Genomic DNA, 20,925 nt, shown 5'->3' with positions numbered 1-20,925 from the left:
CCCGCCTCAGGATGCCGGGTATTCCGCGCGACCGATGACGAGGTCGATCGCGGCCATCATCCAGAACTGGTGCGTGGTCTCGACAATGTTGTAGCTGCGGCTGTCCACCCAGAAATTGACGTCGCCGAGATTGCGCAGCGGATTGTCCGCATTCATGCCCGACAGCGTGATCACGCCGAGCTTCATCGCGCGCGCCTGCGCAACCGCATTCAGGATGTTCTTCGAGCGTCCCGACGAACTGATCGCAACGAGGCAGTCGCCGGCGCGGGCGCTCAGCCGCACGGCGTGTGCGATCCAGTCCTCGAAACCGTAGTCGTTGGCAAGGCACGACATCATGCTCGCATCGCTGAAACACAGCGCAGGCACCGACGCGTTCTTTGCCAGGTCGATCGCCAGATGCGAGGCGATGCCGGCCGAACCGCCATTTCCGATGAAGATGACACGACCGCCCTGCTCGCGCGTGCGCAACCAGGCCGTGCGGGTGGCGGAGATGCTGGCGAAAATACCGTCATCGATCGCCGTCGCGCGATGAAGGCGCCCCATGTAATCCTCGAGGAAGGCCTTGTGATCGGGATCGAGAGACTCGGCGGGCATGGGCTGGCGGCTCGACTGTAACATCACGCCCTGATACCGGCTATTACTAGGGATTGCAAAGGTATAACTTGCAAAAGTTGCGATTCGACTGCGAGTCGACTTCAGGGTTTCACTCAACATTGGCGACGCCCGCAGGGCATTCGCGCCACGGATGTTCCTCATGAAATGCATCGTCACTGGCGGCGCCGGCTTCATCGGCAGTCATCTCGTTGATCGCCTCCTCGATGACGGCCACGAGGTGATTGCGCTCGACAATTTCGTCATCGGACGTCCTGAAAATCTGTCGTCGCACGCCGGTTCGAGCCGGCTGAAGATCGTCCGCGCCGACGTCACCGACCGCGAAGCGATCAATCCGTATTTCAACGGTATCGATTGGGTGTTCCACCTCGCGGCCCTCGCCGACATCGTTCCCTCGATCGAATCGCCGATCCCGTATCACCGCGCCAATGTCGACGGCACGGTCAACGTTCTCGAGGCCGCGCGGCACGCCGGTGTCAGCCGCTTCGTGTATGCGGCGTCGTCCTCCTGCTACGGCATCCCCGACGCCTATCCGACGCCGGAGAGCGCCGAGATCCGGCCGATGTATCCCTATGCGCTCACCAAGAATCTTGGCGAGCAGTGCGTCATGCACTGGTGCCAGGTCTACAAGCTGCCCGCGGTCGCGCTGCGCCTGTTCAACGTCTACGGCCCGCGCCATCGTACCACCGGCACCTACGGCGCCGTGTTCGGTGTCTTCATGGCGCAGAAGCTCGCCGGCAAGCCGTTCACTGTCGTCGGCGACGGCGAGCAAACCCGCGATTTCACCTTCGTCAGCGATGTCGCCGATGCCTTCGTCACGGCCGCACGCTCCGACGTCTCGCACGAGATCTTCAACGTCGGCTCGGACAACACTTACAGCGTCAACCGGCTGGTCGAACTGCTCGGCGGCGACAAGGTCCACATTCCCAAGCGTCCCGGCGAGCCCGACTGCACCTACGCCGACATCACCAAGATCAAGCGGGTCCTGAACTGGACGCCGAAGGTGAAATTCGAGGACGGCGTCGCGACGATGCTGAAGTCCATGGACCAGTACAAGGACGCCCCCCTGTGGACGGTGGACAAGATCGCCGACGCCACCAAGGACTGGTTCAAGTATCTCGGCGACGACAACGATGCGTCGCAGAAGGCAAGCTACTGAACAGGTTCGCCGGGTACTGTCGCCGCGAATCGGTTCAATTTGGGACCAGCCGGCCAAGGCCGGCTGGCGCTTTGGGGTAATTCACATGGGCAATGCTCCGACGGACAAGCCGGCCGTCCATCCGGCACCGCACGATAAGATCAAGACGCTCGACGAACTGGCAGTGATTGCGCGCGCCGCACAGGCCGAGGGCCGTACCGTTGCGCTCTGCCATGGCGTGTTCGATCTGGTACATCTCGGTCACGTGCGGCACATCCTGGCGGCGCGCAACGAGGCCGACGTGGTCATCGTGACCATCACCGCCGACCGTTTCGTCAACAAGGGCCCGGGGCGGCCGATTTTTCCCGAGAACATGCGCGCCGAGATGCTGGCCGCACTCGGCACGGTCGACTGGGTCGGCATCAACCGGACCTCAAGTGCCGAGCCGGTCCTCGATACCGTACGCCCCGACATCTACGTGAAGGGCTCGGACTACGAAAATCCCGAGGACGACGTCACCGGCAAGATCGCCACCGAGCGCGAGGCCGTCGAGCGCCATGGCGGTCGCATCGTCTTCACGCGCGACGTGACCTTCAGTTCGTCGTCGCTGCTGAATCGCTACTTCGACATCTACGATCCCCCTCTGCGCGACTACCTCCAGAAGGTGCGCGAAGGCGGCGGTGCCGAGCGCCTGCTGAAGCTGATCGACAAGATCCAGGACATGCACGTCGTGCTGGTCGGAGACACGATCATCGACGAGTACCAGTACGTCACGGCGCTCGGAAAGGCCTCCAAGGAGAACATCGTCGCGACGCTGTTCAAGAATGGCGAGCAATTTGCCGGCGGCGTCATCGCCGCGGCCAACCACGTGGCAAGCTTCTGCAAGTCGGTCGAGATCGTCACCACACTGGGTGGCAACGACTACCCCGAGGAGTTCATTCGCGCGCATGTCCGCCCGAACGTCACGCTGACGCCGATCCGCGTTCAGGGCCGCCCGACGACCCGAAAATTGCGGTACGTCGAGATGGGCTATCTGCACAAGCTGTTCGAAGTCTACACGATGGACGACACGCCGCTCGACGAGACGGCGCGCAAGGAGATCGACAGGGTCACCGCGGAACGCGTGCGTGGCGCGGACGTGGTGATCGTGACAGATTTCGGTCACGGCATGATCGCATCCAGCACGATCGACACGCTGATCGCGAACTCCAAGTTCCTGGCGGTCAACGCGCAGAGCAACAGCGGCAACCACGGCTACAATCTGATCACGAAGTATCCGCGCGCCGACTACATCTGCATCGACGCGCCGGAAGCGCGCCTGGCGGCCACCGACAAGTTCAACGACATCGCATCGGTGATCCAGGGCGGCCTGCACCGAAGCATCGCTTGCAACAACATGATCATCACGCACGGCTCGTTCGGCTGCTACCCCTTCTCGTCGAAGACCGGCGTCGCGCGCGTGCCCGCCTTCACCAAGACCGTCGTCGACACCGTCGGCGCCGGCGACGCCTTCCTGACGATCACGGCACCACTGGTGGCCGCCGGCGGCAACATCGAGGACGTTGCCTTCATCGGCAATGCGGCCGGCGCGATCAAGGTCGGCATCGTCGGTCACCGCAGCTCGGTCGAGAAGGTGCCGCTGGTCAAGTTCGTCACCGCGTTGTTGAAGTAGCGCGAAGGCAAATTCCGGAGAACGACAGTGATTGATCAAAAGTGGAACGTGATGGTCACCGGTGGCGCCGGCTATGTCGGCAGCGTGCTGGTTCCCCAGTTGCTCGCCGCAGGCCACAAGGTCACGGTGCTCGACCTGTTCATGTACGGCGAGAACGTCTTCGACGCCGTCCGTGACAACCCCAACCTGCGGCTGATCAAGGGCGACATCCGCGACGAGGCCGCGATCAACGAGGCCCTGCGCGGCAACAATGCGGTGATCCACCTCGCCTGCATTTCCAACGACCCCTCGTTCGAGCTCGACCCGGGACTCGGCAAGTCCATCAACTACGATTGCTTCCGGCCGATGGTGCGCGCGGCGAAGAAGGCCGGCATCAAGCGCTTCATCTATGCCTCCTCCTCCAGCGTCTACGGCATCAAGGACGAAGCCGAGGTGACCGAGGACCTGTCCTGCGAACCGCTCACGGACTATTCCAAGTTCAAGGCGATGTGCGAGACCGACCTCGCCGAGGAGGCCGCATCCGGGTTCGTCACCTGCACCGTTCGTCCTGCCACCGTCTGCGGCTACGCACCGCGGCAGCGGCTCGACGTCGTCGTCAACATCCTGACCAACCTTGCGGTCAACACCGGCCGCATCCGCGTGTTCGGCGGGACGCAGCGCCGGCCCAACCTGCACATCCAGGACATGTCGGCGGCCTATCTGTTCCTGCTTCAGCAGGACGACGCGAAGATCGACGGCAAGACCTACAATATCGGCTACGAGAACCACTCGCTGATGAAGATCGCCGACATCGTCAAGTCAGTGGTCGGCAATAACGTCGACATCGCGGTCGAGCCGACGGACGATCTGCGCTCGTATCACGTCTCTTCGGAGAAGATCCGCCGCGAGCTCGGATTTGCACCGACGCACACGATCGAGCAGGCCGTGTCGGGTCTGGTGGACGCCTTCAAGACCGGCCGTCTGCCGAACTCGCTCAACGACCCCAGGTACTTCAACATCAAGATGATGCAGAACATCAGCCTGAAGTGAGCGGCGTGCGGATCGGCATCGATTTCGACAACACGATCATCTGCTACGACAAGGTCTTTGCCGTCGCGGCGCGCCAGCGCGGGCTGGTGCCGGAGGGCTGGGATGGGCTGAAGACCGATGTGCGGGATTACTTGCGATCCCGCACCGGCGGCGAGCTCGCCTGGCAAGGCCTGCAGGGCTTCGTCTACGGCAAGGGCATTGGCGGCGCCGAGATCTATCCGGGCGTGCGGGAATTTCTGGCGGCGTGCAGACAGGCCGGCGCGAAGGTGTACATCGTCAGCCACAAGACCCGATTCGGTCATCAGGACCCCGACCACACCGACCTGCGTGAAGCCGCACGCGGCTGGCTGCGTGGAGCCGGCCTGACCGACGCTGCGGATGCGGCGGTTGCCGCCGGCGACATTTATTTCGAGGACACGATGGCCGCCAAGGTCGAGCGACTCGTGAGCCTGGAGCTCGACATCTTCATCGACGATCTCGTCGAGGTCTTCGAGCAACCGCATTTCCCGAAGGGCACGCGATCGATCCTGTTCACGCGTTCGCAGTCTCCGCACCCCGAACATTGCAGGCCGATCGCGACATGGGCCGACATCCGCCGCGAGGTGTTTGCGGCATGAGCGAGCCCGACATCAGCGCAGCGGATGCTATGGCGATCGGCAGCCGTCTGGCAGGCGCCCCGGTCGCTGCCGCCCAACCGGCGCGATCCGGCGGCAACAACAGGGTGTTTCGGCTCGAGATGGCAAAGGGACCGGCCCTCGCCCTCAAGCACTATCCGTCCGACGGGCGCGATCGCCTGGGACAGGAATATGACGCGCTGTCGTTTCTGTCGCGCCACGGCATCTTGTCGACACCGCGCCCGGTCGCGAAGGACGCCGATGCGTTCTGCGCGCTGTATCAATGGTTCGACGGGGAAGCGGCGGTGCTGCGCCCCCGGAACGGCGATGCCGATCAGCTGGCCGATTTCCTGATCGAGCTGCAGCACCTGCGCAACGCCGACGGCGCGCAGGCCTTGCGCAACGCTTCGGCCAGCATCTTCTCGCCCGAGGAGGCCATCGCCCAGTACGAGCAGCGCCTGGATGGACTGAGACGGGCCTCGGATGATCATCCGGACCTGCGCGCCTTCATCGACGGCAGCCTGGTACCCAGCACGTCGCTCGCGATTCGAAAGCTGCGCCTGCGCTATGCGGAACTGGGCCGGGATCCTGCGGCAGATCTCGCGCCCGCGTATCGCGCACTCAGTCCGTCCGATTTCGGGCTGCACAATGCGCTGCGCGGCGAAGACGGCCGGTTGCGATTCATCGACTTCGAGTATTTCGGCTGGGACGATCCGGTCAAGCTCGTGTCCGACTCCGCGCTTCATCCCGGTAGCGACCTATCCGAAGCCAAAGCGAATCGGTTGACCGAACGCCTCACGCAAGCTTTCGCGGCTAGGGATGACGCGTTTGCGATCCGCCGTGACGTACTGTATCCTGTGTTCGGAGCGATTTGGTGCCTGATTGTGCTCAATGCCTATTTGCCGGAAAGCCGCTCCCGGCACGCTTTGGCCGTGCAAGGTGGCGATCTGAAGGTCCGCCTTACCGGTCAGCTCGACAAAGCCCGCCGGCTCCATCAAGCGATTTGCCAACGTGATCCAGATCTCACCCCACGCTGAATCCGCTCTCACCTGCACGCTGGACGAGCGCAGTCTCTATTTGCGTCGCCTTGTGCTCGGCTCCGTCCGCTCCGCGGGACGCGGACATGTCGGTCCTGCACTGTCGCTGATCGAAATGGTCCGCGTCCTCTACGACGACGTGCTGCGGATTGATCCGAAGAATCCGCGCGATCCGAATCGCGACCGCGCCATCCTCAGCAAGGGCCACGGCTGTCTCGCGCTCTATGCGCTGCTCGCCGATCGCGGCTTCTTCCCGCTGTCGGAGCTGGACGGCTTCTGCGGCCCCGACAGCATCCTGGGCGGACATCCAGAATACGGCATGGTGCCGGGGGTCGAGGCATCGACCGGCGCGCTTGGACATGGCCTCTCGATCGGCGTCGGCCTTGCGCTCGCCGCGCGCATGCGCGAGCGCAGCTACCGCACTTTTGTCCTGCTCGGCGACGGCGAGATCAACGAGGGATCGGTGTGGGAAGCTGCGATGGGCGCGGCCAAGCACGGGCTCGACAACCTGGTCGCGCTGATCGACTACAACAAGCTGCAGAGCTACGGCCCCACCGACTACGTGCTGCCGCTGGAGCCGCTCGCAGACAAGTGGCGCAGCTTCGGCTTCGCCGTGCAGGAGGTCAACGGCCACGACGTCAGTGCTTTGCGCACTGTGCTGAAGCAGGTCCCGGCCGTTGCGGGCAAACCTACCGCCGTCATCTGCCATACCGTCAAGGGCAAGGGACTTCCGGCAGCGGAATCCAACGCCGACTGGCACCACAAGAACAAGCTGACCGACAGCGAGCTCGACGCCATTCGCGTCGCTGTTGGCGATTTTTGATCGGCTCCCCATGCGCAACACCGCGATGAACATGGTCCACAAGCTCGCCGCGCGCGACGAGCGTGTGCTTTACATCGGCTCCGATCCCGGCGCCGGCACGCTGCGCGCGATGAGCAAGGAGTTTCCCAAGCGCCACCTGATCGAGGGCATTTCGGAGGCGCACATCATCGGCATGTCGGCCGGTCTCGCGATGGAAGGTTTTGTGCCTTACGTCAACACCATCGCGACCTTCCTGACGCGGCGCTGCTACGAGCAGGTCGCCGTCGATCTCTGCCTGCACAATCTGCCGGTGCGGCTGATCGCCAACGGCGGGGGCCTCGTCTATGCACCGCTCGGCCCCACCCACCAGGCGATCGAGGACATCGCCATCATGCGGGCGCTGCCGAACATGACGGTGATCTGCCCGTGCGACGCCGACGAGGCTGCGCGCATGATGGAGCGGACGCTCGACTGGAAGGGCCCGATCTACATCCGGCTCGGCAAGGGCGGCGATGCCGTGGTCTCCAAGGCCGAGCACGGCTTCGAGATCGGCAAGGCCATCCTGATGCGGTCGCCCGGCGACGTCCTCATGGTGACCACCGGGATCATGCTTCAGCGGGCGCTCACCGCAGCCGACCTGCTGGCTGCGCAAGGCATCCGCTCCGGCATCCTGCACATGCACACCGTCAAGCCGCTCGACACCGAGGCGCTGCTGCAGGCCATCCGCGGCACGAGGCTCGTTGCGACGCTCGAGGAGCACGTCCCCTCCGGCGGCCTCGGCAGCGCGGTCGCGGAGACGCTGATCGACAAGCTCGGATCGGGCCTGCCCGCGATGCTTCGGCTGTCGCTGCCGGACCGCTTCATGCACAATTACGGCTCGCAGGACTCGCTGCTGAAGAAGCACGGGCTCTCCGCCAACGCCATTGCGACCTCGATCGAGCATGCGCTCGCGGCGTCGCGCACCTCCGCTCCTCAACTCCATTCCACCTGACGGGCCACATGTACGACGTTCGATATTCCTATCTGCTCGAGCAATTCGCCGACCCCGCCCCCATCCTGGCCGAGATCGGCCGGCTGGTTGCGACCGGTGACTTCACCCTTGGCAAGCCCGTCGCCGAATTCGAAAAGCGCTTTGCCGAGCTGATCGGCGTGCGTCACGCCATCGGCGTCGGATCCGGCACCGATGCGCTCAAGCTGCCGCTCAAGGCGCTCGGCATCGGCCATGGCGACGAGGTCATCACCGCCGCCAACACCTTCATCGCCACGGTCGGTGCGATCGCGGAGACCGGCGCGACGCCGGTGCTGGTCGACTGCGACGATTCCTTCTGCATGAATGTCGATTATGTCGAGGCAGCGATCACTGAGAAGACCAAGGCGATCATGCCGGTTCAGTTGACCGGCGAGGTCACCGACATGGGCAAGCTGATGGCGATTGCCCAGCGCCACAACCTTCCCGTGGTCGAGGATGCCTGCCAGGGCATCCTGTCGGAGTTTGCCGGAAAGCGGTCTGGCACCCACGGCATCGCGGCGGGCTTCTCCCTGCATCCGCTCAAGAATCTCAACGTCTGGGGCGATGCCGGCGTCGTCGTCACCAATGACGACGGCATGAACGAGAAGCTCCGCCTGATCCGCAACCACGGCATGAAGAACCGCGACGAGATCGCGATCCTCGGCTGCAACTCGCGGCTCGATTCCTTGCAGGCCGTGGTCGGCAACTGGCTGATCGGCCAGACCAGCGAGATCACGCGGCGCCGGATCGAGAACGCGGCCTATTACGATGCGGGTCTCGCCGGCCTGCCCGGCCTGCGCGTTCCGCCGCGCCGTCCCAACGTGAAGCACGTCTATCATCTCTACATGGTGTTCGCCGAACGCCGCGACGAGCTCTACAAATACTGCCTGGACAACGGCATCGAGGCCAAGATCCACTATCCGATCCCGCTGTATCAGCAGGAGGGCCTCAAGCATCTCGGTTACGCGCCGGGCACGTTCCCTGTCACCGACCGTCATGCCAAGGAAGTCATCAGCTTCCCCGTCGATCAGCATCTGACGCGCGCCCAGCAGGACCGCGTCATCGAAACCGTCAGGAAGTTCTGCCATGGACGCTGACACCGGCCGCCGGCGCATCGGTTACGTCAATCTTCCCGCGCAGTTCGAGGAAGAACGTGCCGAGATCATGCAGGCGGTGGAGGGCGTGTTCCAGCGCGGCGATTTCATCGGCGGGGCCGCGGTCGGAAAGCTAGAGGAGGAATTGTCGGCCTATCTCGGCTCGCCGCATGTGGTGACGCTGAATTCCGGCACCGACGCGCTGATCCTCGCCATGCGGGCGCTCAACATCGGTCCTGGCGACGAGGTCATCACCCCGCCGAATTCGTTCGTGGCCTCGACCGCCGCGATCATCGCGGTCGGCGCCACGCCGGTCTTTGCGGACGTGCTGCCGGACCAGAACATCGATCCGGCCGCGGTCGAGGCCGCCGTCACGCCGCGCACCAAGGCGATCATGCCGGTGCATCTGACCGGGCGCATGGCCGACATGAACCCGTTGATGGCGATCGCGAGCAAGCATGCTCTCGCCGTGATCGAGGACAGCGCGCAGGCCGTGGGCTCGACCTATGACGGGCGCATGAGCGGCACCATCGGAACGTTCGGCTGCTTCTCCGCGCATCCCCTGAAGAATCTCAACGCGGCGGGCGATGCCGGCTTCCTCGTCACCGCCGACGCAGAGCTCGCCGCAAGAATCCGCCGCCTGCGCAATCACGGCCTGATCAACCGCAGCGACGTCCAGGAATGGGGCCTCGTGTCACGGCTCGACACGCTCCAGGCCGAGGTGCTTCGCATTCGTCTGCGCCACCTGCCCTCGGTGATCGAACGCCGGCGGCGGAACGCCGCGCAATACCGCGCCGAGCTCGCGGGCCTGCCACTGTTCATCCCGCCCTGCCGCAACATCGAGTTCAACACCTTCCACACCTTCGTCGTGCAGACCGAGCGTCGCAACGATTTCCAGAAATATCTTGCGGACAAGGGCATCGAGACCGCGATCCACTATCCGATCCCGATCCATCTGCAGCCGGCGGCAGCGCATCTCCGTCACGGTCGCGGCGCATTTCCGATGACCGAGCGGCAGGCGGACCAGATCCTCACCCTTCCCATCAACCAGTTCCTCTCGGCCGCCGATATCAGCCATATCTGCGCGACCGCCCGGGAGTACTTTGCATGACGGATACCGACTTCCTCGAGGCCGATGAGCAGGCGCTGGCGCAGCGCTTCATCGACGACGGCTTTGTCACCACGCCGGCTGACGACCGCGCCGGGCTCGACCGCATCCAGAGGCGAGCCGCCGAGCTCGCGGCGGACTATCTGAAGCTGCCGCACAGCAACGATCCCTATGCGATGCTCGACACCATCCACACGCGCGTCAGCGCGGATGATCTCAACGGACTGCGGCTGCACGTCTTCAACGGCCTCAACGCCGAGGCCTGGTTCCGGCCGACCTATTTCCGTCTGGCGCGCTCGACGATCGAGACCATCGTCGGCAACGAGCTCTGCATGCAGCGCCGCGTCAATCTCAGCATCCAGCTTCCCGGCGACAGCTCGTCGCTGCTCGCCACCCATTCCGACGTCTGGTCGGGCGACTCGCCGTTCGAGGTCGTGGTGTGGGTGCCGCTGGTCGACGTCCGCCGCACCAAATCGATGTATCTGCTGCCGCCTTCGCTGAACGGCGAGATGCAGGATCGGATGGCCAGCCTGCGCAGCGCCGAGGAACTGTACAAGACCATCAAGCCGCATGCGACCTTCATCGAGATTCCCTACGGTCACGTCATGCTGTTCAACCAGACCCTGATGCACGGCAATCGCGTCAACGAGGAAGCCGGCACGCGCTGGAGCATGAACTGCCGCTTCAAGAGCATCATGTCGCCCTACGCGGACAAGCGCTTCGGCGAGTTCTTCGAGCCGATCCTGCTGCGCCCGGCGACGCGGGTCGGCATGCAATACAAGCTGCCGGGAGGCTTCCATGGCTGAGCGAGCCGGTCATCGCGGCTATATCGGCGCCCGGCCGCTGAATGGCAGCCGCACCCCGCAGCACGTCCAGAACATCGTGATCCGCGACTATGCGCGGCGGAAGAACCTGCACTATCTGCTCAGCGCCGCCGAGCACACCATGCCCGGCAGCTATATGGTGCTCGAGGACATCCTGGACGAGCTGCCGCAGCTGCGTGGCCTCATTCTCTACAGCATCTTCATGCTGCCGCCCGACGAGGCACGGCGGCGGCAGATCTACGACCGCGTGCTGCGCGAGGGCTGCGATCTGCACGCGGCCGTGGAGGAGATCACGCTCTCGTCGCCGAAGGACATCCAGGCGGTCGAGGACATCCTGCTCGTCAACAAATTCGCGACCATCCTGTGACGATGCCGCGATCCGGTTAACAGCCATGGCCGAGGTCAACCTGCTCCAGCCGATGCACGCGTCGACCAAGCGGAACTACGTTCAGCGCGTGGTCGAGCATGACAAGGCGGAATCGGCGACCGTGGCCCGGCAATGGGGACGCGATTACTGGGACGGCGACCGGCGCTACGGCTATGGCGGATATCGCTATGACGGAAGGTGGCGCCCGCTCGCCCAGACCCTGATCGACCGCTATGGCATCAAGCCCGGCATGAGCGTGCTCGATGTCGGTTGCGGCAAGGGATATCTGCTCTACGAGTTCACCCAGCTCGTTCCCGACCTGACGATGGCCGGCATCGACATCTCCGACTACGGCATCGCCAACGCCAAGGAGGAGGTGCGGCCACACCTGAAGGTCGGCAGCGCCGTCGAGCTCCCCTACCCCGACCACAGCTTCGACCTCGTGGTGTCGCTCGGCGTGCTGCACAACCTTCCGCTCGAGGACGTGTTCCGCGCGGTGCCCGAGATCGAGCGGGTCGGACGCGGCAGCTCGAAATATCTGATGGTGGAATCGTTCCGCAACGAGCGCGAGAAGGCGAACCTCCTCTACTGGCAGCTCACCTGCCTGAGCTTCCACGGTCCGGAAACATGGGCCTGGATCTATGACAAATGCGGCTATCGGGGCGATCATGGGTTCATCTTCTTCGAATGAGACGGCGCGTTCGCGCCCGCCGACTTCGCTGCGTGCGCAAAATCCGGAAGTCTACTATTCCGACGACGCCATCGTCACCGCGGACGACGCCACGATCGCGGAGCTGAAGCGCATCGCGGCCGGCAACCCGCGCCTGCGCAGCCGGTTGTGCACCCATCCGGATCCCGCCTCCGGCCTGCACGAGATGCTGATCGTGCATCACCGCGAGGCCTATGTGCGGCCCCACAAGCATCTTGGCAAACCGGAATCGTTTCACGTGATCGAGGGCACCGCGCAGGTCGTGATCTTCGAGGATGACGGCCGCATTCGCGAGGTGCTCGAGATGGCGCCCTACGGCCAGGGCAAGCGCTGCTATTACCGCATGCCGGAAAAGGTCTTCCACTCGATCCTGATCACCTCGGAATGGCTGGTGTTTCACGAAACCACCGCCGGCCCGTTCGATCCGGCTCGCACGGCATTTCCCGACTGGGCGCCCGATGGGAGCGATGCCGCGGCGGTCCAGGACTACGTCACAAGGATTGGTGCGCTCGCCGCGAAGCATCTGATGGAACCGTAGACTCGAATACTGTTGCTACTCGATTGTCACGCTGAGAATGTTCGAGGACGAATCAACCGACGAAGGCCTGGTACGAAAGCGCCGCAACAGCATGGCGTGCAATCGTCGCAGACGATCGGCAGCATCGTGGCCGATGGCCTTGTGAAGCGTCAGGCCGGACACCTTAAGCATTGTGGCACCGCCTGTGCCGCAATGTTAGCTTCGGCTAAGCTGGGTACTACTCAAGGATGCTGATTTCGTACTACTCTTGCAAAGAGCTAGACCCGTGACCGATCATTGCCGCCTCTGCCATTCGACCGACCTGCGACCGGTCATCGACCTCGGATTGATGCCGATTGCGCATCGGCTTCGACACAGCCGGAACGAGCAGGATGAACGGTACCCGTTCAAGGTGCTCGCCTGCGGCGAGTGCGGTCTGCCGCAGATCGTCAAGCCGATCGATCCCGACGTCCTGTATCGGCAGTTCAACTACAATTTCAGCAGCTGGAAGCCTGAGCCGCACCAGGTCGACGAGCTCGATACCATCGCGAAATTCTCGAGCCACCAATCCGTGTTCGAGATCGGCTGCAACGACGGCCTGTTTATGGACAAGCTGCGCGAGCGCGGCGCGAAGGTCCTGGTCGGCGTGGAGCCCAACCCGGTATCGGGCAAGATCGCCCGCGAGCGCGGCATCAAGGTCTATGCCGACATGATCAGCCCGGCGATGTGTCACGACGCCGTGGCGCAGGCCGGCAAGTTCGATCTCGTCGTCTCGCGCCAGGTGCTGGAGCACATCGTCGATTTCGAGAACTTTTTCGATTGCGTGAAGATTGCGCTCAAGGACGACGGGCTGCTGTTCATCGACGTGCCCGACTTTGATCCTGGCTCGACGGCGGGAGACCTCTCCGTCCTCTGGGAGGAGCACGTCAGCTATTTCACCGAGCCGACCCTGCTCGCCCTGCTGGCGCGCCACGGCTTCGAGGCGGTGTCCGTGAAGAAGTATAATTTCAGCGGCGGCAGCCTCGCGATCGCGGCCCGCCGCGCCGCGCACCAGGTGACGCCCCCGCCCGCCCCGGCCGGCGTCGGCGAGAAGTTCGGTCAGCGCGCAAGAGAGTATGGCGCACGCCTGCGACCGATTCTCGCCAACGCGCGCGCCAGCGGCGCCGAGATCGCCATCTACGGCGCCGGCTGCCGCGCCTGCACCTTCACCAATGCGCACGAACTGGCGGACCTCATCGACCTCTCGGTCGACGACCAGAAGGAGCGCCAGGGGCTGTTCCTGCCGGGCACCGGGATCCCGATCCGTTCGCCAGAGGACCTCGCCGGCAAGTCGAACCCGCTCGTCTGTCTTCTGGCCGTGAACCAGGAGAACGAGGCCAAGGTCAGCAGCCGGCTGCGCGAGAACGTGAAGCGCCCGCTGCACATCGTCTCCATCTTCGCGCCCTCCGATATCTGGAGCGAGCTCGATCGCCTCGAAGCGACCGCAGGGTCGCGGCATGGCTGACGACAAGCTCTTCAACTACTACGAACGTCAGAACGTCCTGCCGACGTTCGGGAATTTCAAATCGGCCGCCGAACTCGATGCATATGCCAGACAGCGGCGCGAGCTGTTTCTGGACAAGCTCGCGCTGCCGCCGCGGCTGTTCCGCGACGCCGAGGTGCTCGAATTCGGTCCTGATTCCGGTGAGAACGCGCTGGTGTTTGCCGGCTGGGGCGCGAACATGACGCTCGCCGAACCGAACCGGCATGCACATCCGAAAATTGAGGCCTATTTCGCGCATTTCGACCTAACCAATCGTCTGCGCGAACTCGCGTTGGCCGACGTCGAGGCGTTTCACAGCGATCGGCGTTTCGACATCATCGACGCCGAAGGGTTCATCTACACGGTGCAGCCGAGCGAAAAATGGCTCGGCATCTTCCACCGGCTGCTCAATCCGGACGGTTATGCCGTCGTTTCCTATTACGAACGCTATGGCGGCTTCTTCGAGCTCGCGCTCAAGGCGATCCATGCGGCCGGCAAGGCTTTGACGGGCCGCCCGGCGCTGGAGACGGCGAAGTCGCTGTTCGAGGCGAAGTGGAACAGCATTCCGCACACCCGCAGCTTCGAATCCTGGCTGATGGACGTGCTCGAAAATCCGTTCGTCCGACACCGCTACTTCCTCGATTCGGGCGCTCTCTGCACGGCGGCGCATAAGCAGGGGTTCGACATCCATTCGGCATGGCCCGCCTATCGTGACAGCCTCGACGTCTACTGGCACAAGAAGGCCCTGTCGGCAGACGAGAAGCTGCGTCGCGCGACGCGCCACCTCGACCGCAGCCGCCTGAGCTTCCTCGGGGGACGGAAGCTTTATCTGGTCGGCCAGGCCGACGCGGCGAGCGCGATCTCGGCTTCGATCGAAGCACTGGTGCTCGATGTCGACAGAATGATCGACGAGCCCTTCGGCGACAGCCTGCCCCGCGTGATCGCCAGCCTCGCCTCGCTACGCGAGACGATCCTGACGACGGACATTCTCGCCGACGATGCTTCCGACATCGAAGCCATCACTGCGACGCTCGACAGTTTCCATCGCATCTTCGGCGCGATCGGGCGGCGCGATGCGTCCGCGATCACCGCCCTCACCCAGTCAGACCCGGCATTCATCAACACCTGGGGTCAGCCGGCGCATTTCCTCGTCGTCCGGAAGCGCCTCGAGGGATCTTAGCCAGTGAGGCCAGGCATTGGCATCATCGGAACCGGCATGGTCGGCCAGATGTGCCACCTCGCCAATTTCGTTGCCAATCCCGCCTGCCGCGTCGTCGCGATCGCCGATCTCCGGCCCGATCTTGCGGCCGCCGCCGCGCAAAAATTCGGCATCTCGCGGGTCTACGACACGCACCGGGAGCTGCTCGCGGACGGCGAGGTGTCCGCCGTCGTCGTCGTGACGAAGCGTCGCGCCACCGGCCCGATCGTGCTGGACGCGTTGAACAGCGGCCGGCACGTGCTGTCGGAGAAGCCGATGGCCTACACGACGGCTCAGGCCGCATTGCTGGTCGAAGCTGCGCGGCGACAGCGCCTCGTCTACAGCATCGGCTACATGAAGCGTCACGACGCCGGCGTAGCGCGCGCGCTGGCCGAACTGGCGCGCTTGCGCGCAGACGGCTCGCTCGGACGCATCGTCGGAGCAAGAGGCTGGTGCTTCGGCGGCGACACCGGCCGATCGCACGACAACTTCGTCATGACCGGCGAATCCCGGCCCGACGGGCTCGACCTCTGGCAGGATGGTCCCGACTGGATGCCGGGCGCGTTGCGGCCCGGCTACGACAACTTTCTGAACGTGTTCAGCCATATCGTCAACCTCGCGCGCTACCTGCTCGGATCGTCGCCGACAGTCGCCGAAAGCATTGTCGAGACCTCGGGAGCCGCGCGCATCACCCTCGACTTCGACGGCATCGCGTGCACGCTGGATCTTGTGAACGGGTCCAAGGGCGCCTGGCGCGAGGGACTGACGATCAATTTCGAGCGCGGGACCCTCACCATCGAATTGCCCCCGCCCTTCGCCGAGCAAGAGGCACAGGTCGTTGTCGATCACGATGGTGGAAGCACGCGACTGACAAGTGCGAACAGCTGGGCATTCCGGCGCCAAGCCGATGCCTTTGTCTCCGACGTCATTGAACGCAACCAGCCGCTGGCCTCCGGCGAGGACTCAGTGACTGACATCGCGCTCGCAGAGGCGGTCTGGAAGCGATGGGCTAGCGGCCCGCCAGCGCCTCATCTAAGTGATTGATTTTGCTGGCAGGAGTGGCAGGGCTCGAACCTGCGACCCCCGGTTTTGGAGACCGGTGCTCTACCAATTGAGCTACACTCCTACGAACCTGCGTCGCCGCGGCTCAGGGCCGCTTTCAAGCACAGGGGGCGACCGGATTGCAAGGGAGAAGCGCACAAGCGCCGCTTGTTCACAGCGCGACTTCTGAGCGACAGTTCGCCCCCGAACGACAAGAACAACCCGGGAGCCCTCATGAACGCCGCCCAAGCCGCCTTTAATCCCGCTTCCGCAGCCCAGACGCCGCCTTTGCCGGAAGCCCGCCCCGAAGCGCTCGGGCTGTCCCGCCCCCGCCTGCAGGCCATGTCGGACGCCTTCAAGCGCGAGATCGACAAGGGAACCGTCCCCGGCGTCACTGTGCTGGTGGCGAGGGGCGGCCAGGTCGGCTGGTTCGAGGCGCTCGGCAGGCAGAGCCCGGCGGGCGCGGCGCCGATGGCGCACGATTCGATCTTCCGGATCTTCTCAATGACCAAGCCGATCGTCTCGGTTGCGGTCATGGCGCTGGTCGAGGACGGCCACCTCCTGCTGGGCGATCCCGTGGCCAAGTTCATTCCGGAGTTCGCCGACCAGAAGGTCGGCGTGGTCAGCGGCGGCAGGCTGGAGCTGGTTCCGCCCAAGCGGGCGATGACGGTGCAGGACCTGCTCCGCCACACCTCCGGCCTCACCTACGAGCACCAGGGCGACGGTCCCGTGCACAAGCTCTACCAGGAGTCCCGCGTCCGCAGCCGCAAGATCAGCAATGCCGAGCATGCGGCGCTGGTGGCGAGCTTCCCCCTCGTCTGTCACCCCGGCGACGAGTTCAACTACAGCCGCTCCACCGACATCCTTGGCCGCATCATCGAGGTCGTCAGCGGCAAGTCGCTTGGCACATTCCTCTCCGAACGCGTGCTCGGACCGCTGCAGATGGCTGAGACCGGCTTCTCGACCACCGGGGCCAATGCCAACAGGCTCGCCGAGCCGTTCACGGCCGATCCCTGGACCGGCGACAAGGTCGCCCTCTTCAACATGCTCGAGCCCCCCGTGATGGAATCCGGCGGCGGGGGTCTGGTCTCGACCACGATGGACTACGCCCGCTTCGCGCTGATGCTGCGCAACGGCGGCACGCTCGACGGCAACAGGATCATCGGCCGCAAGACGCTGGAGCTGATGGCCTCCGATCACCTCGGACCTGATGTCGTGACCAACGGCACGCTGCTGTCGCCCGGCCATGGTTTCGGCCTCGGCTTCGCCGTCCGCCGCGAGGCCGGCATTGCGCCGTTCCCCGGCAGCGTCGGCCAGTATTTCTGGAGCGGCATCGCAGGGACGTTCTTCTGGATCGATCCGAAGGAAGACTTGTTCGCGGTGTTCATGACACAAGGGCCAGGCCAGCGCGACTACACGCGGACCTTGGTGCGGAATCTGGTTTACGCGGCGGTGGAGTGAGGTTGCTCTGTCGCGCGGCGCCTCACCAGTCGCGACACCGCATCCCCACACTCACTGTCATGCCCCGGCTTGACCGGGGCATCCAGTACTCCGCGGCGGATGTGGTGAGAGCGAGCTCTCCAACGCGGGCCTCTGGGATACTGGATCGCCCGCCTGCGCGGGCGATGACACCGGAAGTTGGGGCGGCGTAGTCGCCCTAACCACCCCTTCCCTCGCTGCGCGTCAACTAATCGTCGCGCCGCCGTCGATCACCATGGTCTGGCCGGTCATGAAGTCGCCGGCCTTCGACCCCAGGAATACGGCCGCGCCGGCGATCTCGTCGGGAATGCCGATGCGCAAGAGCGGCGAGCGCGCGGTCGAGGCTTTCAGGTTCTCCGGATTGTCCCACAGGGCTTTGGCGAAATCGGTCTTGATCAGGCCGGGCGCGATGCAGTTCACGCGGATGTTGTGCTTGCCGTATTCGCAAGCGAGGTTGCGCGCGAGCTGCATGTCGGCGGCTTTCGAGATCGCGTAGGCGCCAAGGATGGTCGAGCCCTTGAGGCCGCCGATCGAGGAGACGATGATGACCGAGCCGTCCTTGCGCTCGATCATCTGCGGTACCACCATCGAGATCAGCCAGTTATTGGCGACGATGTTGTTCTCGAGAATCTTGCGGAACTGATCGTCGGAGATGCCGGCGAGCGGCCCGTAATACGGGTTGGACGCCGCATTGCAGACCAGCACGTCGATCTTGCCGAAGGCGCGGTTGCTCTCGTCGACGAGGTTTTGCAGATTCTCCTTCGAAGAGATATTGGCGGCGATCGCGACCGCAGTTCCCTTGCCGAACTTGTCATTGATGCCTTTCGCCACCTGCTCGCACACGTCGGCCTTGCGCGAGGAGATCACCACCTTGGCGCCGTGCTCGGCCATGCGCTCGGCGATCGCAAGCCCGATTCCGCGCGTCGATCCCGTGATGACGGCGACTTTTCCCTTCATGTCGAACAAGGTCATGTTTCTCTCCCACAGTATGATTTGATTTGGCCTGAAACTTATGCCGCGATTGCAGGCGCGGACAATGCTCAGGCGAGTTTCTTGACTTCCGGTCCTGCCGGCTGATGCATCGCCGCGTGCGCGTCGTCCGCGATCCACGGCTGCTGATTGACCATCGGCAGCCGCCAGACGGTGCGCTCCGAGCTTGCGAAATAGTCGAGCCGCGTGATCGAGACATTATCGATGTCGAAGGACAGTGCCCGCTCCACCTGGCCGTCGAGTGCGAGGCCGATCGCCGCCTTGATGGTGCCGCCATGTGCGACCGCGATGATGTCCTGCCCGGCCGCCTCCACGTTGATGCGCTCGATGGTGCGACGCGTGCGGTTGTAGAGATCCATGAAACTCTCGCCGCCGGGCGCGGGTTCGTTGATGTCGGCGAACCAGCTCGTGCCGACGGGACGGCTGGCAATGAACTGGGCCCGGTTCATGCCCTGCCAGCGGCCGAGATTTTGCTCGGCGAGGTCCGCTTCCCATTTCATCGAGGCAGGCCGCGGGAAGCCGGCCGCCCAGATCGCTTCGGCGGTCTGATGCGTACGTTGCAGATTGCTCGAATACCAGACCGCCTTGCGTGGCAGCACCTTGGCAACGGCATTGAAGACGTAGGTATCGCTGGTGTCGCAGGCGATGTCGCTCTGCCCGTAGATGTTGCCGCCGTCATTGCGCACCGGCGCGTGACGGACCCACCACCACCGTGTCGTGACCACATTGGGCTTGTCTTCGGCTGCCATCGAAACCCTTCCATCCCGTCTGATGTCGCTGTACGTGAGTAGGCAACGTGTCTCAAGACACTTTACCGTTTGAAATCTTGTTTGAAATTCCGTCGCGCGGCAAGCGTCGCGCGAGGCACCACAGGGAGAAACGCATGGGCCGTCTGCAAGGCAAATCCGTCATCATCACCGGCGCCGGCAGCGGCATCGGCCGTGCGGCTGCGCTGCTGTTCACCAAGGAAGGCGCAAAACTGATCGCAGTCGATCGCACCGAGGCGGTGAAGGAGACCGTCGCGGAGATCAAGAAGGCCGGCGGCGTCGCGGAAGCGATGGTTGCGGATGCCGGCTCCGAGAAGGACGTGATCGCCGTCATCGACAAGGCGGTGAAGACGCACGGCCGGCTCGACGTGATCTGGGCCAATGCCGGCGTCTCCGGCGGGCTCGTTCCGCTCGGCGAGCAGACGGTGGAGCAGTGGCAGGAGGTCTTGCGCGTCAATCTGATCGGGCCGTTCCTCGCGATAAAGCATGCGATGCCGCATATGGTGAAGCAGCAGTCCGGCGCGATCGTGCTGACCGCCTCTGTCGCGGGCCTCAAGGCCGGCGCGAGCGGGCATCCCTATGCCGCGAGCAAGGCCGGCGTGATCTCTCTGGTGCAGACCACGGCCTATTCGCTCACCGGCACCGGCGTGCGTATCAACGCGGTGTGCCCCGGCCTGATCGAAACAGGCATGACCAAGCCGATCTTCGACCGCGCCAAGGAGCGCGGCACCCAAGACAAGATCGGCCAGCTCAACCCGCTCAAACGCCCCGGCCAGCCGCACGAGCTCGCTGCGATGGGACTGTTCCTGGCAAGCGACGAGGCGTCGTATGTCAACGGGCAGGCGTTCCCAGTGGATGGCGGTTTGACGGCATCGATGCCGTATACGGGCAAGCCGGTCTAATCTCATCGCTGGTTTTGGCTCCGTCATCCTGAGGTGCGAAGCTTGTGATGCGTACGCATCGCAAGCTGAGCCTCGAAGGATGGACGGCCGGGATGCAGACGGGCTGTCGCCCTTCGAGGGCCGCTGAAGAAGCGGCCGCCTCAGGGTGACGGTCTTAGATGGTGCTTGCGGAAGCATTAGGTATTTGCCTTGGATGCTCAGACGCACTTCCGCATCCTCGCGGCATCTTCCGCCCGAGCTTTGCTTAGCTGCCCCCAGTGAAAGAGGGCGCAGGGAAGACCGGGTGCCGGCCGGGCACCCACGGTCCACTGTGCGAAAGGTGGCAACAAAGAATTTGCACAGCGGCATACAGGTGAAGCCAAACATCCGGCCTTCCCTGCGCAGTGGTTTTACGGCTTATGTCGTGATCTCCCCGGGGAGCGATGCACTATTGCCCCCGTCGCCATGCAGATGGCTGATGCGCGGGCCCGGTCGGGCCGCAACATCACCGCAAG

Annotated in this window: 21 protein-coding genes and 1 tRNA gene; 18 read left to right on the top strand and 4 right to left on the bottom strand. The window is 64.1% G+C overall.

Features of this window, described 5'->3' with window-relative positions; all coding sequences use genetic code 11:
• Positions 1 to 6: 6 nt before the first annotated feature.
• Entirely contained in the window at positions 7 to 789 is a 783-nt protein-coding gene (locus GGD63_RS20730) for an SIS domain-containing protein (RefSeq protein ID WP_246785575.1), read from the bottom strand.
• On the opposite strand from GGD63_RS20730, the gene GGD63_RS20725 reads away from it, so the two are divergent.
• The 16 genes from GGD63_RS20725 (at position 755) to GGD63_RS20650 (ending at position 16,296) form a co-directional block, all read left to right on the top strand.
• On the top strand, positions 755 to 1,771 hold the full coding sequence (locus tag GGD63_RS20725) for an SDR family oxidoreductase (RefSeq protein ID WP_183245037.1): 1,017 nt from the start codon (positions 755 to 757) through the stop codon (positions 1,769 to 1,771). The genes GGD63_RS20730 and GGD63_RS20725 overlap by 35 nt on opposite strands.
• Before the next feature lie 85 nt (positions 1,772 to 1,856).
• Positions 1,857 to 3,422, top strand: coding sequence for a PfkB family carbohydrate kinase (locus GGD63_RS20720; RefSeq protein WP_183245036.1), 1,566 nt, complete (start codon positions 1,857 to 1,859; stop codon positions 3,420 to 3,422).
• A 27-nt stretch (positions 3,423 to 3,449) separates the two neighbouring features.
• Positions 3,450 to 4,451 carry an NAD(P)-dependent oxidoreductase gene (locus GGD63_RS20715; RefSeq protein WP_183245035.1) on the top strand — a complete coding sequence of 334 codons (1,002 nt, stop codon included), beginning with the start codon at positions 3,450 to 3,452 and terminating at the stop codon, positions 4,449 to 4,451.
• A gap of 5 nt (positions 4,452 to 4,456) precedes the next feature.
• On the top strand, positions 4,457 to 5,068 hold the full coding sequence (locus tag GGD63_RS20710) for a hypothetical protein (RefSeq protein WP_246785573.1): 612 nt from the start codon (positions 4,457 to 4,459) through the stop codon (positions 5,066 to 5,068).
• A complete protein-coding gene (locus GGD63_RS20705) occupies positions 5,065 to 6,102 on the top strand; it encodes an aminoglycoside phosphotransferase family protein (protein ID WP_246785572.1) in 1,038 nt (345 codons plus the stop codon). Before GGD63_RS20710 ends, GGD63_RS20705 begins: the two co-directional genes overlap by 4 nt.
• Entirely contained in the window at positions 6,077 to 6,925 is an 849-nt protein-coding gene (locus GGD63_RS20700; protein ID WP_312013331.1) for a transketolase, read from the top strand. The genes GGD63_RS20705 and GGD63_RS20700 overlap by 26 nt, the downstream gene beginning before the upstream one ends.
• A 10-nt stretch (positions 6,926 to 6,935) precedes the next feature.
• Positions 6,936 to 7,895, top strand: a complete 960-nt coding sequence (locus GGD63_RS20695; protein ID WP_183245032.1) for a transketolase family protein — start codon at positions 6,936 to 6,938, stop codon at positions 7,893 to 7,895.
• Positions 7,896 to 7,903: 8 nt separating this feature from the next.
• The gene (locus tag GGD63_RS20690; protein WP_018647218.1) at positions 7,904 to 9,010 is read left to right on the top strand and encodes a DegT/DnrJ/EryC1/StrS aminotransferase family protein; all 1,107 of its coding nucleotides are present in this window, start codon (positions 7,904 to 7,906) and stop codon (positions 9,008 to 9,010) included.
• Complete coding sequence (locus tag GGD63_RS20685) at positions 9,000 to 10,118, top strand: DegT/DnrJ/EryC1/StrS aminotransferase family protein (protein ID WP_183245031.1); 1,119 nt, start codon at positions 9,000 to 9,002, stop codon at positions 10,116 to 10,118. The genes GGD63_RS20690 and GGD63_RS20685 overlap by 11 nt, the downstream gene beginning before the upstream one ends.
• Positions 10,115 to 10,921: a sporadic carbohydrate cluster 2OG-Fe(II) oxygenase gene (locus GGD63_RS20680; RefSeq protein WP_183245030.1), complete on the top strand. Its 807-nt coding sequence runs from the start codon at positions 10,115 to 10,117 to the stop codon at positions 10,919 to 10,921. The genes GGD63_RS20685 and GGD63_RS20680 overlap by 4 nt, the downstream gene beginning before the upstream one ends.
• Positions 10,914 to 11,306 (top strand): LIC12192 family sporadic carbohydrate cluster protein, encoded by a 393-nt coding sequence (locus GGD63_RS20675; RefSeq protein WP_183245029.1) that lies wholly within the window; start codon positions 10,914 to 10,916, stop codon positions 11,304 to 11,306. Before GGD63_RS20680 ends, GGD63_RS20675 begins: the two co-directional genes overlap by 8 nt.
• A gap of 25 nt (positions 11,307 to 11,331) precedes the next feature.
• Positions 11,332 to 11,997 carry a class I SAM-dependent methyltransferase gene (locus tag GGD63_RS20670; RefSeq protein WP_183245028.1) on the top strand — a complete coding sequence of 222 codons (666 nt, stop codon included), beginning with the start codon at positions 11,332 to 11,334 and terminating at the stop codon, positions 11,995 to 11,997.
• On the top strand, positions 11,975 to 12,553 hold the full coding sequence (locus GGD63_RS20665) for a WbuC family cupin fold metalloprotein (protein WP_183245027.1): 579 nt from the start codon (positions 11,975 to 11,977) through the stop codon (positions 12,551 to 12,553). The genes GGD63_RS20670 and GGD63_RS20665 overlap by 23 nt, the downstream gene beginning before the upstream one ends.
• Positions 12,554 to 12,818: 265 nt before the next feature.
• On the top strand, positions 12,819 to 14,036 hold the full coding sequence (locus GGD63_RS20660) for a class I SAM-dependent methyltransferase (RefSeq protein ID WP_183245026.1): 1,218 nt from the start codon (positions 12,819 to 12,821) through the stop codon (positions 14,034 to 14,036).
• Positions 14,029 to 15,234, top strand: a complete 1,206-nt coding sequence (locus GGD63_RS20655; protein WP_183245025.1) for a class I SAM-dependent methyltransferase — start codon at positions 14,029 to 14,031, stop codon at positions 15,232 to 15,234. Before GGD63_RS20660 ends, GGD63_RS20655 begins: the two co-directional genes overlap by 8 nt.
• A 3-nt stretch (positions 15,235 to 15,237) precedes the next feature.
• Positions 15,238 to 16,296: a Gfo/Idh/MocA family protein gene (locus GGD63_RS20650; protein ID WP_183245024.1), complete on the top strand. Its 1,059-nt coding sequence runs from the start codon at positions 15,238 to 15,240 to the stop codon at positions 16,294 to 16,296.
• A 6-nt stretch (positions 16,297 to 16,302) separates the two neighbouring features.
• Here GGD63_RS20650 and GGD63_RS20645 read toward each other — a convergent pair.
• A tRNA-Trp gene (locus GGD63_RS20645) sits at positions 16,303 to 16,378 on the bottom strand.
• A gap of 149 nt (positions 16,379 to 16,527) precedes the next feature.
• On the opposite strand from GGD63_RS20645, the gene GGD63_RS20640 reads away from it, so the two are divergent.
• Complete coding sequence (locus tag GGD63_RS20640; RefSeq protein ID WP_183245023.1) at positions 16,528 to 17,754, top strand: serine hydrolase; 1,227 nt, start codon at positions 16,528 to 16,530, stop codon at positions 17,752 to 17,754.
• A 222-nt stretch (positions 17,755 to 17,976) separates the two neighbouring features.
• On the opposite strand, the gene GGD63_RS20635 is transcribed toward GGD63_RS20640, so the two are convergent.
• Complete coding sequence (locus GGD63_RS20635; protein ID WP_183245022.1) at positions 17,977 to 18,744, bottom strand: SDR family NAD(P)-dependent oxidoreductase; 768 nt, start codon at positions 18,742 to 18,744, stop codon at positions 17,977 to 17,979.
• Positions 18,745 to 18,812: 68 nt separating this feature from the next.
• On the bottom strand, positions 18,813 to 19,511 hold the full coding sequence (locus GGD63_RS20630; RefSeq protein ID WP_183245021.1) for a histidine phosphatase family protein: 699 nt from the start codon (positions 19,509 to 19,511) through the stop codon (positions 18,813 to 18,815).
• 134 nt (positions 19,512 to 19,645) lie between these two features.
• Between GGD63_RS20630 and GGD63_RS20625 the strand changes: the two genes are divergently transcribed.
• On the top strand, positions 19,646 to 20,431 hold the full coding sequence (locus GGD63_RS20625) for an SDR family NAD(P)-dependent oxidoreductase (protein WP_183245020.1): 786 nt from the start codon (positions 19,646 to 19,648) through the stop codon (positions 20,429 to 20,431).
• Positions 20,432 to 20,925 lie beyond the last annotated feature (494 nt).

Origin of the sequence: Bradyrhizobium sp. cir1, from assembly GCF_014198245.1 — a bacterium.
Lineage (GTDB): Bacteria > Pseudomonadota > Alphaproteobacteria > Rhizobiales > Xanthobacteraceae > Bradyrhizobium.
Note: the sequence above shows the minus strand (reverse complement) of the source record. Positions and strands in the feature narration are given on the sequence as shown.

Bases quoted from the DNA above. Each gene is read 5' to 3' on its own strand.
- GGD63_RS20655 (WP_183245025.1), top strand. From the start codon at position 14,029: ATGGCTGACGACAAGCTCTTCAACTACTACGAACGTCAGAACGTCCTG.
- GGD63_RS20725 (WP_183245037.1), top strand. From the start codon at position 755: ATGAAATGCATCGTCACTGGCGGCGCCGGCTTCATCGGCAGTCATCTC.
- GGD63_RS20705 (WP_246785572.1), top strand. From the start codon at position 5,065: ATGAGCGAGCCCGACATCAGCGCAGCGGATGCTATGGCGATCGGCAGC.
- GGD63_RS20695 (WP_183245032.1), top strand. From the start codon at position 6,936: ATGCGCAACACCGCGATGAACATGGTCCACAAGCTCGCCGCGCGCGAC.
- GGD63_RS20625 (WP_183245020.1), top strand. From the start codon at position 19,646: ATGGGCCGTCTGCAAGGCAAATCCGTCATCATCACCGGCGCCGGCAGC.
- GGD63_RS20630 (WP_183245021.1), bottom strand. From the start codon at position 19,511: ATGGCAGCCGAAGACAAGCCCAATGTGGTCACGACACGGTGGTGGTGG.
- GGD63_RS20730 (WP_246785575.1), bottom strand. From the start codon at position 789: ATGAAGCCGGCGCCGCCAGTGACGATGCATTTCATGAGGAACATCCGT.
- GGD63_RS20675 (WP_183245029.1), top strand. From the start codon at position 10,914: ATGGCTGAGCGAGCCGGTCATCGCGGCTATATCGGCGCCCGGCCGCTG.
- GGD63_RS20690 (WP_018647218.1), top strand. From the start codon at position 7,904: ATGTACGACGTTCGATATTCCTATCTGCTCGAGCAATTCGCCGACCCC.
- GGD63_RS20685 (WP_183245031.1), top strand. From the start codon at position 9,000: ATGGACGCTGACACCGGCCGCCGGCGCATCGGTTACGTCAATCTTCCC.
- GGD63_RS20680 (WP_183245030.1), top strand. From the start codon at position 10,115: ATGACGGATACCGACTTCCTCGAGGCCGATGAGCAGGCGCTGGCGCAG.
- GGD63_RS20670 (WP_183245028.1), top strand. From the start codon at position 11,332: ATGGCCGAGGTCAACCTGCTCCAGCCGATGCACGCGTCGACCAAGCGG.
- GGD63_RS20665 (WP_183245027.1), top strand. From the start codon at position 11,975: ATGGGTTCATCTTCTTCGAATGAGACGGCGCGTTCGCGCCCGCCGACT.
- GGD63_RS20720 (WP_183245036.1), top strand. From the start codon at position 1,857: ATGGGCAATGCTCCGACGGACAAGCCGGCCGTCCATCCGGCACCGCAC.
- GGD63_RS20640 (WP_183245023.1), top strand. From the start codon at position 16,528: ATGAACGCCGCCCAAGCCGCCTTTAATCCCGCTTCCGCAGCCCAGACG.
- GGD63_RS20635 (WP_183245022.1), bottom strand. From the start codon at position 18,744: ATGACCTTGTTCGACATGAAGGGAAAAGTCGCCGTCATCACGGGATCG.